This is a genomic window from Photobacterium lutimaris, assembly GCF_003025555.1.
Taxonomy (GTDB): domain Bacteria; phylum Pseudomonadota; class Gammaproteobacteria; order Enterobacterales; family Vibrionaceae; genus Photobacterium; species Photobacterium lutimaris.
The window spans coordinates 621,554-635,527 of sequence record NZ_PYMH01000001.1; the positions used below are offsets into that span (position 1 = coordinate 621,554).

General features: G+C 46.0%; 11 protein-coding genes. 5 read left to right on the forward strand and 6 right to left on the reverse strand.

Annotated elements, in window-relative coordinates:
- Window positions 1-425: 425 nt before the first annotated feature.
- The 4 genes from modA (at window position 426) to C9I99_RS02570 (ending at window position 4,106) form a co-directional block, all read left to right on the forward strand.
- On the forward strand, window positions 426-1,208 hold the full coding sequence (modA, locus tag C9I99_RS02555) for a molybdate ABC transporter substrate-binding protein (RefSeq protein ID WP_107347272.1): 783 nt from the start codon (window positions 426-428) through the stop codon (window positions 1,206-1,208).
- Window positions 1,208-1,897: a molybdate ABC transporter permease subunit gene (gene modB, locus C9I99_RS02560; RefSeq protein ID WP_107347273.1), complete on the forward strand. Its 690-nt coding sequence runs from the start codon at window positions 1,208-1,210 to the stop codon at window positions 1,895-1,897. Before modA ends, modB begins: the two co-directional genes overlap by 1 nt.
- A complete protein-coding gene (modC, locus tag C9I99_RS02565) occupies window positions 1,894-2,979 on the forward strand; it encodes a molybdenum ABC transporter ATP-binding protein ModC (protein ID WP_107347274.1) in 1,086 nt (361 codons plus the stop codon). The genes modB and modC overlap by 4 nt, the downstream gene beginning before the upstream one ends.
- 482 nt (window positions 2,980-3,461) lie before the next feature.
- Entirely contained in the window at window positions 3,462-4,106 is a 645-nt protein-coding gene (locus C9I99_RS02570; RefSeq protein WP_107347275.1) for a CAP domain-containing protein, read from the forward strand.
- Between the two features lie 86 nt (window positions 4,107-4,192).
- Here the strand turns inward: C9I99_RS02570 and C9I99_RS02575 are convergent, their stop codons facing one another.
- From C9I99_RS02575 to malT, 6 genes are all read right to left on the reverse strand, one after another.
- Entirely contained in the window at window positions 4,193-4,924 is a 732-nt protein-coding gene (locus tag C9I99_RS02575) for a glycosyltransferase (protein ID WP_107347276.1), read from the reverse strand.
- 101 nt (window positions 4,925-5,025) lie between these two features.
- On the reverse strand, window positions 5,026-5,823 hold the full coding sequence (locus C9I99_RS02580; protein ID WP_107347277.1) for an alpha/beta fold hydrolase: 798 nt from the start codon (window positions 5,821-5,823) through the stop codon (window positions 5,026-5,028).
- On the reverse strand, window positions 5,820-6,890 hold the full coding sequence (locus C9I99_RS02585; protein WP_243734289.1) for a M14 family zinc carboxypeptidase: 1,071 nt from the start codon (window positions 6,888-6,890) through the stop codon (window positions 5,820-5,822). The genes C9I99_RS02580 and C9I99_RS02585 overlap by 4 nt, the downstream gene beginning before the upstream one ends.
- Window positions 6,891-7,044: 154 nt before the next feature.
- A complete protein-coding gene (locus tag C9I99_RS02590) occupies window positions 7,045-7,326 on the reverse strand; it encodes a D-fructose-6-phosphate amidotransferase (protein WP_107347279.1) in 282 nt (93 codons plus the stop codon).
- A 249-nt stretch (window positions 7,327-7,575) separates the two neighbouring features.
- Window positions 7,576-8,253, reverse strand: a complete 678-nt coding sequence (locus C9I99_RS02595; protein ID WP_107347280.1) for a DUF4336 domain-containing protein — start codon at window positions 8,251-8,253, stop codon at window positions 7,576-7,578.
- Between the two features lie 41 nt (window positions 8,254-8,294).
- Window positions 8,295-11,003, reverse strand: coding sequence for an HTH-type transcriptional regulator MalT (gene malT / locus C9I99_RS02600; protein ID WP_107347281.1), 2,709 nt, complete (start codon window positions 11,001-11,003; stop codon window positions 8,295-8,297).
- Between the two features lie 480 nt (window positions 11,004-11,483).
- On the opposite strand from malT, the gene C9I99_RS02605 reads away from it, so the two are divergent.
- Entirely contained in the window at window positions 11,484-13,943 is a 2,460-nt protein-coding gene (locus C9I99_RS02605; RefSeq protein ID WP_107347282.1) for a glycogen/starch/alpha-glucan phosphorylase, read from the forward strand.
- Window positions 13,944-13,974: the final 31 nt, after the last annotated feature.

Genomic DNA, 13,974 nt, shown 5'->3' on the forward strand with positions numbered 1-13,974 from the left:
GTAGTGATGAAGTGGCAATAAAAGCGGTTCAAGGAGGGGTTATCATCGGCCTGCAAACCCTACCTCTCGTCAATGAAGGGGATGCCGTATAGAATTCTCTATACGTTTTTACTTAACTGTGTGACGGTGTAACTCTGTCGTGTCTCTCAATATTACTATTCACTACGATTACAGCTTAAATTGATGGCTGCAGCAAAAGGTTTTTGGGTGAATGATGAGGCATTAGATTTAATATTTTTAAGTTGCTGATTGTATGTGCATTGTTTCATTTTCAGATGGCTAAGCCATCGAGAAAGTCTTCCGGTCTTCTTTGTTAAAATCCGATTTATTACCTCTTTCCCAAATGCTTTATCACTATCTGGGTATTCAGCTTTAGCGTTATATACTTTACTATATAACGGTGTTTTTGCTCCTAGGAACTAAAGATGAAGTGCTGGAAGGGGACTGTAGCTGCTGTTGCTATGTCTGTATTGTCGTTTTCAACTATCGCTGCTGAGAAAGTAACGGTATTTGCAGCATCGTCGCTGACTAATGCGATGAATGAGGTGGTGTCGGCGTATGAGCGGAAAACCGGGGAGAAGCCGACGGTTTCATATGCATCTTCTTCAGCGCTTGCCCGCCAAATAGCCCAAGGAGCACCGGCTGATATTTATCTATCAGCCAATGAGAAGTGGATGGATTACCTTTTGGACCAAGGGGTTATTCAACCATCTACAAGGAAACCTTTGTTGCGTAACAGCTTGGTGATGGTCGCCCCCAAAAATTTTCCGCACCAGCAAATCACGTTAAGTGCTTCATTGGATCTCGGTGGTGTCTTAGATGGTACCCGGCTCGCTGTTGGCGACCCTAACCATGTGCCGGCTGGGATCTACACCAAAGAAGCATTAGAGCATATCGGGTTGTGGCAACAGGCAGAACGTTTATTGGCGAGAGCGAACAATGTACGTGGCGCTCTGTTGCTTGTGGAAAGGCAAGAAGCGTTGCTTGGTGTGGTATATAAAACCGATGCACTGATTTCCAGCAAAGTGAATATTGTCAGTGAGTTTCCAGCAGAGAGCCACACGGCGATCACTTATCCGATTGCTATGGTTGATGGCCATAAAAATGAAAGCGCCAAAACCTTTTATCACTATCTCAGTTCAAAAGAGGCGGCTGATATTTTTACTAAATATGGTTTCGGGGATGTCAGTACCGGAGAAAATAAGTAGTGTTAACCGACTATGAAGTAGACGCTTTGTTGTTGAGCCTGAAAATAGCCAGTGTAGCGGTTGTCGTCAGCTTACCCTTTGGTGTTTTGTGTGCGTGGTTACTGGCGCGCTGTCAATTTATGGGTAAATCATTACTTGATGGTATTGTGCATTTACCGTTAGTACTTCCGCCTGTTGTCATTGGATATTTGTTGCTGGTGGTGATGGGGCGCCAGGGCGTAATTGGAAAAGCGTTATATGAATGGTTCGGCCTGACATTTAGTTTTAGTTGGCGCGGTGCCGTGTTAGCTGTCGCAGTGGTTTCCTTCCCGCTAATGGTGCGTTCAATCCGTTTGGCGCTTGAAAGTGTTGATTACAAACTTGAGCAGGCTGCGCGAACTTTAGGAGCTAGCCCGATAAAAGTATTTTTCACCATTACCTTGCCGCTGACCTTACCGGGGATTCTGACTGGGGCTATTTTGGCCTTTGCCCGAGCCTTGGGCGAGTTTGGTGCGACTATCACTTTTGTATCGAATATCCCTGGAGAAACGCAAACCATCCCGTTGGCGATGTATTCATTTATCGAAACACCTGGCGCTGAAGATCAAGCAGCAAGATTATGTGTGATTGCGATTGTGATTGCCTTGGCTTCTATACTTGCATCTGAATGGTTTTCGCGAGCCGCTCGACAGCGCTTGGAGGTAAAATGATCGCGATTGATGTGAAGCAAAAGCTGGGTGATCTTGAGATGGATGTTCAGCTTAGATTACCCATGCAGGGGATTACAGCTATTTTTGGCCGCTCAGGGGCGGGTAAGACATCGCTGATTAATGTTCTCAGTGGATTGACGACACCTGATTCAGGGGCGATCTCACTCGGGCAGCATGTGTTGTATAACCAGCAATTGGGCATCAATCTTCCGCCTGAAAAGCGTCGGATTGGTTATGTTTTTCAGGATGCTAGGCTTTTTCCTCACTATACGGTTGCAGGCAATCTTCGGTATGGCATCAAGCATGAAGATTCAGAACAATTTCATTCAGTCACACAACTGCTTGGTATTGAGCGGTTGTTGAAACGTTACCCAGCGTCTTTATCGGGTGGGGAAAAGCAGCGGGTGGCAATCGGTAGAGCATTGCTCTCCAACCCGGCGATGCTGTTAATGGATGAGCCATTGGCATCACTTGATCTTCCGCGTAAGCAGGAGTTAATGCCCTACTTGGAGCGTCTTGCCAAAGAGGTTAAGATCCCGATTGTTTACGTTACCCACAGCTTGGATGAAATTTTACGCTTGGCGGATCATATGGTGATGATTCATCATGGTAAGGTCGTTGTGTCTGGCCATATCAATAGTGTTTGGGGCTCGCCCGAGATGCGACCTTGGTTACCGGTAAAAGAGCAGAGTTCGTTACTCAGCGCTCGTGTCAATCATCACCATCCTCACTATGCATTAACACAGGTTATGCTCAATCATGATGCATATTTGTGGGTAAACCGCCTGCAGAGCGTGCGCGGTGAGTGGGTTAGGGTACGGGTTCACTCTAATGATGTTTCTTTGACGAAAGTGAAGCCAGAGCAGACCAGCATTCGAAATGTAATAGCAGCGAAGATCGATAAAATTCACCCTGTTGATGAACTAGAGAGAATAGAAGTTCGATTGAGGATAGGGGAGGCGCAACTGTGGGCCAATATTACCAAGTGGGCTGCTGATGAGCTTCATTTATGCGTTGGTGATAAAGTCTTTGCCCAGATTAAAGGCGTCAGTGTCACACAAGAAGATTTGGCGCAAATGTAGTTATACTTTGCTAACTGTTTCTGAGAAGTATCAATTAATATTGGTACTTTTTTGTCTTTGAAAATTCTATTTATAAAAACAAGAAAATCACAATATTTAATTAATTGCCATCAACGCTGCTTTATTTTTGTTGTGGGTTCTTGTTTCATGAAATTAAATAACTTTACGCTATAAGAATTGATTGAATTATTAGACAGTTTGGTTTATTAAATCTTACAATATGTGTGTTTTTATGGCTGATAATTTTAATTCATATATATCATAACCTTAAAATTAGTTCCTGTGTAATATTACCGGTTTTTCTCTGTTAATTGTTTGTCAGTTTAATGGGAATGTCTTCGTTGCATATTGAATGATTAAGCGGGAGTTAAGTATAGTGTATTCTGTAAAAAACGTGGAATAAATTAATTATTGTTTTTTATTAGACTAAATTTATAGTATTGAGCCTAATAAAACACACCTAATACAAAACAAGGTATGTTATGAAAGTTTTACCCATAGTAGCGTTGTCAACATTGTTATTAGCCGGTTGCGGCGGCGGTTCTAGCTCCTCCTCTTCATCAGGTACTGATAACTCAGGTAATCCAGTTCAGTTACCTGAAGGTGATACGGGCACAAATCCTGGTGATGATAACAACACTGGTGGTGGAAATGATAACAATACCGGTGGTGATGAAGGCAATACTGACCCAGATCCAGGCCCTGGAGATACCTTTGCCGAGCAGATGCTCTATGCGGTAAACCAAGCACGCTCTCAGTCACAGAACTGTGGTGGTGAAATGATGCCGGCTGTCCAAGCGCTGGAATGGGATTATGACCTAGAAGACGCAGCATTCATTCATTCAAGCGATATGGCCAATAATAACTTCATGAGCCACACAGGTTCTGATGGCAGTTCTCCTGAAGACCGTATTAACGCGACAGGGTATGCATGGTCAACATGGGCTGAAAACGTTGCTGCAGGACAAAAAGATATTGATGCAGTAATGACTTCTTGGATGAATAGCCCTGGTCACTGTAAAAACATAATGAACGGTAGTGTAACCGAAATGGGGGCCTCTTTTGTTGAAAATGCTGATACATCATACGGCATTTACTGGACTCAGGTTTTCGCCAAACCGCGTTAAATTTATATTCAATAAAATGATTTTATTTAGCCGCCAAATTGGCGGCTTTTTTATATAGCTTGAATAATCACAGTACCTTTCATGGCTTATTTGGCATCGTTGTAACGATCAAATTTGTCATCCATTTCCTTCTTACGCATTTCACCCATGAAGAAACGGTGAATATTAGCTTTCATATAAGTCAGGCCCATTTTAATGAAGCCTTCTTGCTCAAGGCGACGAGGGTCAAACCAGAAACGAACAGGGATTATTCGGTAACGCCATGTTTTAGCAGCACGGTTGGCATAATCACAGTCATCGCAAAGCACGATGCTTGGGTCAAAGCCGCCAATCTCGTTGTGAACGCGTTTGGTCGAAAACATGCAAGCACCAACAGCTGTAGGGAAGAAAAACGAAGTGGTAAACAGCCCAGCATTGAACAGTGCGTAGCCTATTTTGTAGCCGAATGATAAATCATTGGCTTCTATGAAGGCACCGGCAATGTCGAGTTTTCGGCTTTCCAATTCATACAGTGCATTGGTTAAGAAAGTCGGGCTCAGCCGAACATCGGCATCAAGAAATAATAGCCTTTCATGTTTGGCGAGTTGAGCACCGGTATTACGGCCAAGGCTGGTACCACGTTGACTCATTTTATGAACGGTTAAGCTGGGCAAAGCCTGTTCGAACCCCCTGGCAACGTCACAGGTGTTATCGTCGCTGTTGGAATCGACCACGATAACCTCGTACTGCTGGTGGCTTTGTTTGCTTAAGTCTTCCAGTAGGCGGCCAATGCGTTTTTCTTCATTCAGTGTGATGATCACAATACTTAAAGGGGTCATAACTATCTCCGGTATTCGTATTAACTGAAGATAGTTTGCAAGCTTTTAGTTGAATTAATCCTGAGGGCGATATTCATAGCGTATTCATATTCAAGTTATGGCTAGGGGGGGCGTTGATAAAACTGTCGTACCTTATCGATTAACCAATCTGGGTCATCGGATGGCAAATCATGACCGGCAGTTGGATGGATTAGCAAAGGGATCTGCCAAGCTTTAGCTAACACCTGACTGCATGATATATCAACAAGGGCATCATTCTGGCTGCCAATAAGCAAGGTTTGCGAGTCGGGATTGCCGTGATATTGATAGCGGCTGGCTGCATAGAGTTGGCGTAGCGCATTGGACGCTGAGACTGGGTTGGTCTGACGCCAGTTTACCCAGTTGTCTATGATATCGGGGGGCGATTGATGGGTGGTCATATCAAAGATCAGAGCTTCGCGCTTCGCTTCGGAAAGTAAAAAGTACTGCAGGATATTGATGTATTGTTGCCATTTTAGTCTTTTGGTGAAAGGGGAGTAGTTACTGAGGCTGGCGTTTATCAGTATGGCGGAATGGACATCTTGCGGGAACTTTTGCATCCATTCCAGCGCAATCATTCCTCCCATTGATATCGCGATAATATCAACGTCACCGTTTTCCTTATTAGCTCGATTTGTTTGTTCGGATTGAGCTTGTTCGTTAGTCAATTGAGTATATAGGTCGTCTACCATGTCAGAGATGCGGGTGGCAGATTGTTCGTTATGCCGGGAGCCGTTTCCCGCAATATCAAAGGCGATGATCTCTCGCTGTGGAAAAGCAGCTTTCAATTGATCGGCAAAGACTCCCCAATGGCGAGTTTCTCGTAAAAGCCCCCTGATTAACAAAATCGGCCGCTCAGTATTTTTGGGTGACGAGCTCATAATATTTTCTTAGCTGTTTGAGTGAGCTCGAGTGGATACCAGAGCGATTTTGCTTGCAGGGCAAATGCATCGTTTTGTTCGCTCAAATACCAGTGCTGGTATGAGTAGGTTGCATTCATTAGAAACTCGGTCAGTGTTAAGTGAGTTCGCAGCACACGCTGGATCCTATGTGGTTTTACTGGGTGAAAAAGTCCAATACGATCGAGGAGTTGCAGTGGGTTTTTCTGAACCCATCGCCAAGATCCCATCTCAAGTGTAATCGGAAGTAGGTGCTGCTGACGACTCTCTGTGATGTCATACAAGTAATCCCATAAGTCGCCGTGGCAAGTGTAATGCTTCGTTTGGGGTTCAAATACATAATTCTGGTGGGGAAAGGCATTAAAAAATAGTGTCCTTAAGTGGTACAGCGCCCCAATTTGAGCAATGGGCGTCAGTTTACTTTTAGCATAGGGGAACCAAAGGCGATCTTTTGTTCCAAATCCTGAATGGCAATCGAGGGCGAGGGTAAGCGGACTAGTCTGGGCGGCGAGAAGCACTTCATTAATCAGTGCCTGGGATTCCACTTCCATACCGTGAATCGCTTTACCACGATACCAAGGAATGAACTTTGATATCCGGTGACCGCCTACAAGCCATGGCGTCGGCTCTTTACTGTCCACCGGTGCGTTCCTCATTAAATCGATATGGTGGCCGTTAGAGCGGTAACGTTTTGCCATACCGACCGGGTTTAACAGCGGAATAAAAATGAGCTTAATACGGCGTAATTTATGTTGTAAAGCCTCATCCCAGTGAAGGCGCTGGCATAGGCTTTCCAGCAAGGAGATAACGACTTGGCTACCGATACGCTCGAGGCCGTGTACTCCGCCAACGAAAAATAGACACGGTGAGTCGCTTTCAAGAGCACCGAGGCTGATTTTATAGATGGGCAGAGGAATACCATCGAGTTCCGCATGGCTAATCACTTCAGTTGAGGTACCAATGTGTTTTACCGCAGGAATCGAATGATCAATGATGGTTTCGAGCTGCATGAGTTCGGGTAATTGTCGGTATATACCTTCTTTGCTCAATGCTATGCACCCCTTGGCTTTTGGTATTAATTTAAGCCCAGTGTTTTACATCAAGATGTCATTATAGAAATTAAGTCGAGGGAGTCGGCAAACACTCCAAGCGAGCCAGAGCATATTGATCATTATCGCCAGCTTGGAGGTGGGAAAGAAAGCATTAATGCGATTGGCTGAATTTCTTGGCTGACTCTAACTGATACTCTTCAACATCATGAATCCATCTTGGGCGGTTAATGAACCGGGCGATAGCAATAGATGGGAGTATAAAGATAAACAGCGGTAATGCTTCATGTAAATACGTATTAGCGAGTACTTCTTCATGAGTGAAGAAGTTCAACGCAGCAAGCAGACAAAAAATCATTCCAAGTACAACTAAAATAGCGGAGGTAACCAAGCCAATGCCTAATAGGTCCCTTAAGTATAATTTTGAAGCATTCATATCCATTTCCTCATACAAATGATGGATAAAAATATACGCTTATTATTGCTACTGGTTGTGATATTGATCACATATAAAATTGCCTTGAACAAAAATGATCATTTTATTGATTCAAGGCAAATGTGACGCAATTTATGGCGGTAGGGAATATATAACGAACACCTGGCTGGTGAGCGCGAGGTGTTGTTTCAGGTGTCGTAACTAGGGGTAAGGGAGCAATCAGACTAAATGCGGCCCCTTCTTTTTGATCTACAATGCCCATTTAAAAGCACGATGAAAAAGTGCTTTTCCATCCGTTTCTATGTTCTGGCCGTGAGAGAGAATAATCCGATCAAATGGCCAGGTCAGGATTTCCTGTAACGATTGTCTTAACCTTGTTCTATTCTGAAAAGTCCAACGCCAGTATAGCGGCATGGCCGGATGCAGGTAGCAGCCATTAGCCAGTGCTAAAGCCATGGTAAACAAATTTGAGGTAGGTCGAAACCAAGCCAGAGTATCACCAACGATCAATGTGTTAGAGGCAGGATCGCAGAGGATCACTTCTTCCATCCGGTCACTTCCTCTTAACAGGGTTTGATACAGCTGGTGCTGCCATATTTCAGGACTCTTGGCACTGAGGGCATCATCAAAGACGAGGTCAGTACGCTTGTTTTGTAGACCCGGCGGGGCGAAAAAGTATGCCTCGGGGTAGGCGAGCCACCACTCCGAAAGAAATAAGTGGTGGCTCATATTGGGGGGGACTATAGCCTGGATGGCACCAAGCTTGCTCAGCTCAAGCTGGAGCGCGGTTGTCAGTTGGATAGGAGAGTGGATGAGTAACTTGTCATTTTCAAGCCGTATCACCGTCATCCTCGCCCCAACAGGTATGCCATTCAATTTGAATGGCATATCCTGATACCAGAGTCGATCCTTACTCCATTCTTTCATTGGTTATCCTTAACCACTTTTACTTGGGCTCTGCGGTACAGCTAGAAGCCCATTAGCTTCAATAAGTTCTCAGCTGTTTCAATTGCCTGTTGACGGTTTGCGATATTGAGTTTTTGGTACAGGTTGCGAATGTGCGTTTTGATTGTGGTAGACGCCACATCAAGTTCAGAGGCAATCTGCTCATTGCTGTAACCGGTGTAGATCAATCCCAGGACCTGCCATTCTCGTTGGGTCAGTGGGCTGGTACGGATAAGCTCGGGCACATCAGGTAAATTGAGTAGCTTCTCGACAAAGTTTTCGTCAAAGTGTACAGAGCGGTTACGCTCCTTGCTTGTCATCTCCCTGAGTAACTGGCGGGCACGGTGCAGTTCTAGTTCATTGAGTACTTTGGTATCGACCAACTCTTGTATCAGATCGCAGATCTCGCTTCCGTCGCAAAGGAAAATGCCGACCATGCCTGTACTGTTTGTTAGTTCAAGTGCTTGCTTGATCTGAGCGAGGGCTAACTCTCTTTGATCTTGACGCTTGCTCAGTACTGCTTGTATCACAAGGTTACGGTTTTTGTCTGTGATCAAGTTATGCTTATTACAGCTATCGTCCAACATGTTGAAGATGGCTTCAGCGCGCTCAAACTCGCCGGTATTGACACACGCACGGCCGATATTGCGCCATTGAAGTTGCTGGAAGTGGTTACATGCGGCATCTGGTTGCTCAGCATGAATAAGCCATTGCTGGATACTGTCCATGTCGCCGGTGATTTGCCAATACAGCAAATTGGCCAAGTCAGTGTTAGCACGCCAGTCAATGTGATAGACAGAGCGGCCCATTAGGCTGTTGCAGAGATCAAGGTAGCGGCTTGCTTTGTCCTGCTCACCACGGGTAATCGCAATACGAGCAAGCATGGAATATGCGTGCAATGACTTGGTTTCGTCATACGGTGCAAGCACTTCAAGGCTTTTCAGCGCAGCTTCTTCTGCTTCATCAAGGCGATTCCAACACCATAGGATTTGCGCGCGCAGGCGCAGTAGGAACTCATGCAATGGAACTTGTTGCAGGTGCTGCTCTTTGACCAGTTTGAAAGCCTGTTCTAGCAATTCATAGGCACTCTGGACATAACCTTGAGCCAGTAGGATTTCTGCCTGTTGAAGTAGAGCCCATAGCGCCTGATGATAGACATGGTATTGGCGAGCCATTTTTTCGGTTTGCTGCATCATCGGCAACGCGCGGCTTAGATTACCCAAACAATGGTGTACTTCACCGACAACCGAGGTCGCAACGATTCGGCTACGATAGGTTGTCGAAGGCAACTGGCCTAGTGCTTGCTCTGAAAGGATGAGGGCATCATCGGGTTTACTTTGGTTGATCGCAACCTGAGCGCGTAGTGCATTAAATTCACCTTGCAGCGCGTCATCAAGCTCAATATCACGTTTAGCGAATTCTTTTTCTGTCTCCACGATCAAATCGCCCACATCATTGTATAGGTGCTGGCTTTGCAGCAGCCACATATGAAGGAGATTTAGGCGAGGTTGGGCGTAGAGTTCTTCGGTGTCGATATTGCCCAAGGCATCTTGGAGGAGCTTCATTTCACCATGGTGGAACATCTCCCAGCCAAAATCACACAGGATATGGATAACGAGGGCTGAATCTTCACATTTTTGGGCATGAAGTAGCGCTTGTTGGGGTGAATTTTGCTTTAGCCAAGCCTTGGCTGCTAACGCATGTAACTCAGCTCTCTGCTGAGGGATTTGGGAGTAGCGCTGATGGCGGAGGAATTCAGCAAATAGATTATGGAAGCGGTACCAGTTGTTATCACCCTCAAGGGTATTGAGGAACAAGCCGAATCGGTTTAATGACTCGAGAACAGCTAACGCATCACTACGTCCAGTCAGGTCGGTTACAAGTTGTGCGTTGAACATAGCAAGCACTGAACATTGCAGTAGGAATCGCTGGGTTTCGCCATCAAGTAGATCGAAAACTTCTTCGGCAAGGTAATCCCATAGGTGACCACGGTTAAAGCTCGCCATCGATTCGGCAGACTCGACCAGATTGTGCGGTTTTTGCTGGGCGTGCAGGGCGATTAGCTGTAGAGCTGAGGGCCAGCCTTCCACTTGCTGGTGGAGTGATTTCAATACATTGGCTTCGATATTCTCGCCGATACGCTTATCGAAAAAGCGAGTTGTTTCTTCTTCATCGAAGGCCAGCAGATCGTTATCTACCTCGATCAGCAGATCACGAATACGCAAGTTTGCTGTGCCGAGAGGTGGCAATGTGCGGCTGGTGACCACCAAGGTCAGATTGTCTGGCATATGTTTGAGGAAGAATCGCAAACCGTCGTGAATATCATCGTTATTGATAAGGTGATAGTCATCAAGCACGACGTAGGTTTGTTCATGGTAATCAGCCAGTTCACCGAACAGTTCGCTAAACAGGGTCGAGAGGCATGCAAACTGACGACGTTCAGCCATTGCTTGAGTTTTCAAGCAGGCGTTGTTGGTCGCTTTGTTGATATTTTGGAGTAAATAATTCGCAAAACGGAAAGTATCGTTGTCATTTTCGTCGATATTAAACCAACCGGTATGCGGGTGCTCGTTCAACCATTGGGCTGCCATGGTGGTTTTTCCATAGCCAGCAGGAGATCGAAATAGCACAAGACGATAGAACGGTGCCTGGTCTAGTGTTTCCAGCAAACGGGGACGCAGTATTGCATTATGAAGGCGTGCCGGACGAGTTAGTTTAGATGGTATCCACATAGTCTTGCTATCTTATTGTAAGGTTTCAGTTCCATTGTCGCTCAGGAGCGTTGCTCTTAATGAATGATGTTATCTGAGCATTTATGCCATGTAATCCTGGTTATCATTTCAAAAAATTGCAGTATGGCATTTGATCTAGTCGATAACTTTGACAGCGCATCAGGCTGAATTCAGCAAAAGTTATCAACTCATCCCTATATTTATGACACAGTTCACATATCTCCGATTTTTCATCAACTTGTATCTATTCAATTGCACATGGAAAGGTAGTCTGTATTTGTGACTTTAAATGCATATGGATGGGCGTTTAAGTCTTTCTACACCCCAGAATTTTGCATCTTGTCACAGAAAGTGGGGGAGATTCATAACTACGCCCCTCCCACTCATCCCTACTCCTCCCCATTTTGGGAGGATGTTAGCGCTGATAAATACAGGCAACATTGTCAGCAGTTGGAAATAATCCTAGAGCGAGATTGAACCATGCCTAAGAATGGTCAGACACAACAATTTAATAAAGCAGCTTTCCAAGCGGCAGTAGAAAAACACCTCACAACAACATACGCAACTACGGATGAAACTGCGTCAACTCGCAGTTGGTATTTGGCAATGGGTAAAGCGCTGGCTGAAATCAGCACGGGTAACCTATTGGCCACTGAAAAGAATCTTGCTGAGCAGAAAGCTCGCAGTGTTAACTACCTTTCACTCGAGTTTCTGATCGGCCGCCTTACTGGCAACAACCTAATCAGCATGGGCCTATACGAAAACGTTGCTGAAGCAATGGAAGAGATGGGCCAGAACCTAACCGACCTGTTGGAAGAAGAGCGTGACCCTGCATTGGGTAACGGTGGTCTAGGTCGTCTAGCTGCATGTTTCATGGATTCACTAGCAGCACAAGAGTATCCTGCAGTCGGCTACGGCCTGCATTACGAATATGGCCTATTCCGCCAGTCATTCGTTGATGGCCGTCAGGTCGAAGCACCGGATGCATGGCGTGGTATCGAAGGCTACCCATGGGAAGTTCTTCGCCCAGAGCTTAGTCAACAAGTAAGCCTGTACGGCCACGTTGAGGGCTACACCGATGAAAATGGTGTTGAGTGCCGTCGTTGGGTTCCGGCTATGTCTGTTGAAGGTGTGGCTTGGGATCTACCAATTGTTGGCTACGACAACAAGAGTGTTTACCCATTACGCCTATGGGAATGTCGCTCGAACGCACCATTTAACCTAGCGCGCTTCAACGATGGTGACTACGTGGGTGCCCAGTACTCTGCACTAGAAGCAGGTAACGTAACTAAAGTACTATACCCGAACGACAACCACGATCAGGGTAAAGCACTGCGCCTGATGCAGCAGTACTTCCACTGTGCATGTTCGGTTGCTGATATCCTTCGCCGTCACGAAGCGGCTGGTAATACTATTGAGTCGCTGTCTAAGCTTGAAACTATTCAGCTCAATGACACCCACCCAACTATCGCGATTCCAGAGCTAATGCGCATCCTTCTGGATGAGTACAAGCTAGGCTGGGAAAAAGCATGGGAAATTTCGTCGAAGACATTTGCTTACACTAACCACACATTGCTTCCAGAAGCATTGGAAACGTGGAGTGAAGCGCTGATCCATCAGATGCTGCCTCGTCACATGGAAATCATTTTTGAAATCAACCACCGCTTCATGAAGCAGGTTGAGCAAACTTGGCCGAGCAACAACGAAGTGAAGCGCAAGCTGTCGATTATTCAGGAAGGCCCACAACGCATGGTTCGTATGGCTAACTTGTGTGTGGTCAGTACCTACGCAGTCAACGGTGTAGCCGCTCTTCACTCTGAGTTGGTGAAACGTGATCTGTTCCCTGAGTTCAATGAGATTTTCCCAGGCCGTTTGACCAATGTAACGAACGGTGTAACACCGCGTCGTTGGATCAAATACTGTAACCCAGGCCTTTCTGCGCTGATCAGCGAGAAGGTGGGTAATGACTGGCCGGCAAACCTAGAGAAAATCGCTGGCTTAGAGAAATTCGCTGACGATGCAGCCTTCCAGAAGCGCTACATGGCCGTGAAGAAAGAAAACAAGCAGCGTTTGGCTGATTGGGTCGAAGAGAACATGGGTATCGAATTAGATACTGATGCCATCTTTGATATCCAAATCAAGCGTTTGCACGAATACAAGCGTCAGCACTTGAATTTGCTAAATATTCTGGCGCTGTACCACCGCTTGCTGAACGACCCAACGTTCGACATGCACCCACGTGTGTTCTTCTTCGGCGCGAAAGCGGCTCCGGGTTACGCACTGGCTAAAGACATTATCTTCGCCATCAACAAAGTGGCTGAGAAAGTGAATAACGACCCACGCCTTGGCGGCAAGTTGAAAGTGGTATTCATCCCTGACTACCGCGTGAGCTTGGCCGAAATCTTATTCCCGGCGGCTGATGTTTCCGAGCAGATCTCAACTGCAGGTAAAGAAGCATCGGGTACGGGTAATATGAAGTTCGCGATGAACGGTGCATTGACCATCGGTACGATGGACGGCGCTAACGTCGAAATGCGCGAAGAAGTGGGTGACGAAAATATCTTCATCTTTGGCCTGTTGGTCGATGAAGTACAAAAACTGAAACAAGAGGGTTACGACCCTTACCGTTACTACCATGCTGATAGCCTTCTGCGCGCAGCACTGGATTTGTTAGAGACTGATGAATTCACACCAGGTAACCCTGGCCAGCTGGCGGCAATTCGCCACAACCTGCTGGAAGGCGGTGACCCATACCTGGTACTGGCTGATTTTGCCGATTACGTGAAGACGCAAGAGAAAATCGATGCGGAATACCGTGACCAGAAGACATGGGCTCGTAAAGCCATTCTGAACACGGCACTGATGAGCAAGTTCAGTTCAGACCGTAGTATTCGAGACTACGCTAACAACATCTGGAAACTAGAGCCAGTTTCACTGTAACGGCTTTAGGCTGTAAAAGTACGAATTGATA

What these genes read in the sequence shown, in the direction of transcription:
- modA (WP_107347272.1), top strand. Translation starts at nt 426, where the DNA reads ATGAAGTGCTGGAAGGGGACTGTAGCTGCTGTTGCTATGTCTGTATTG.
- modC (WP_107347274.1), top strand. Translation starts at nt 1,894, where the DNA reads ATGATCGCGATTGATGTGAAGCAAAAGCTGGGTGATCTTGAGATGGAT.
- C9I99_RS02570 (WP_107347275.1), top strand. Translation starts at nt 3,462, where the DNA reads ATGAAAGTTTTACCCATAGTAGCGTTGTCAACATTGTTATTAGCCGGT.
- C9I99_RS02575 (WP_107347276.1), bottom strand. Translation starts at nt 4,924, where the DNA reads ATGACCCCTTTAAGTATTGTGATCATCACACTGAATGAAGAAAAACGC.
- C9I99_RS02580 (WP_107347277.1), bottom strand. Translation starts at nt 5,823, where the DNA reads ATGAGCTCGTCACCCAAAAATACTGAGCGGCCGATTTTGTTAATCAGG.
- C9I99_RS02590 (WP_107347279.1), bottom strand. Translation starts at nt 7,326, where the DNA reads ATGAATGCTTCAAAATTATACTTAAGGGACCTATTAGGCATTGGCTTG.
- C9I99_RS02595 (WP_107347280.1), bottom strand. Translation starts at nt 8,253, where the DNA reads ATGAAAGAATGGAGTAAGGATCGACTCTGGTATCAGGATATGCCATTC.
- malT (WP_107347281.1), bottom strand. Translation starts at nt 11,003, where the DNA reads ATGTGGATACCATCTAAACTAACTCGTCCGGCACGCCTTCATAATGCA.
- C9I99_RS02605 (WP_107347282.1), top strand. Translation starts at nt 11,484, where the DNA reads ATGCCTAAGAATGGTCAGACACAACAATTTAATAAAGCAGCTTTCCAA.